This window comes from Aliiglaciecola litoralis, assembly GCF_039523355.1.
Taxonomy (GTDB): domain Bacteria; phylum Pseudomonadota; class Gammaproteobacteria; order Enterobacterales; family Alteromonadaceae; genus Aliiglaciecola; species Aliiglaciecola litoralis.
Window position 1 is genome coordinate 1 of sequence record NZ_BAAAFD010000049.1, and the last position, 673, is coordinate 673.

The following is a 673-nucleotide window of genomic DNA, read 5'->3' on the forward strand; positions in this document are numbered from 1 at the left end:
AGGTTCGGGGTAGCTCCCCACAATGAAACCGAATATACGTGAACTTGTTAATTGCACCAATGAATTAATTTAACACATGATTGCTTTACAAGGGGAGTCCATATACGTTCCTCGCTAATTTTAGCCAACAAGCATTTGCCGTTTATTAGGGGCGTTATAAGCACTTGAAGCATGATTGATTTCATTCGAAAATTGTTCACTAAAAAGGAACCTCAACGCTTGTCGTGCGAAGCTGGCGCAGTACTCATTGACGATGATTTACTTTTTAGTTGGACTGATGTTGTATCAATCGAAGCTTACAAAATTGACGAAATTACTACGGATTTAATATGCCTTGATTTCCATTTGGCTTCCGGTAATACAGTTACAATTCATGAAGAATTGGTTGGTTTCAATGATTTTTTAGAGTCAATGCAAGATTCTATTAAGCTAAGCAAAACAGATTGGATGTCGGAGGTTGTACAACCTCCGTTTAAAGAGAGTCGGACAAAAATATACGCGTGCTTATAACAATCCATTCAACTGGACCCCAACTCGCTGGCTGGCGCTCAATGGTATGGACTCCCCACCTTTGTCATTATGAACTAAGGTGAAGGTGTCGAAACCAAAGGAGCCATACCATGATAAATACTAGCACTATTACAATTGATCTTGCCAAAACCGTTTTCCAAGT

At 39.5% G+C, this 673-nt stretch carries 1 protein-coding gene; it reads left to right on the forward strand.

Annotation, left to right across the window (positions count from 1 at the left end):
- Positions 1 to 171: 171 nt before the first annotated feature.
- Positions 172 to 510 (forward strand): hypothetical protein, encoded by a 339-nt coding sequence (locus ABD036_RS19120; RefSeq protein WP_343862803.1) that lies wholly within the window; start codon positions 172 to 174, stop codon positions 508 to 510.
- Positions 511 to 673: the final 163 nt, after the last annotated feature.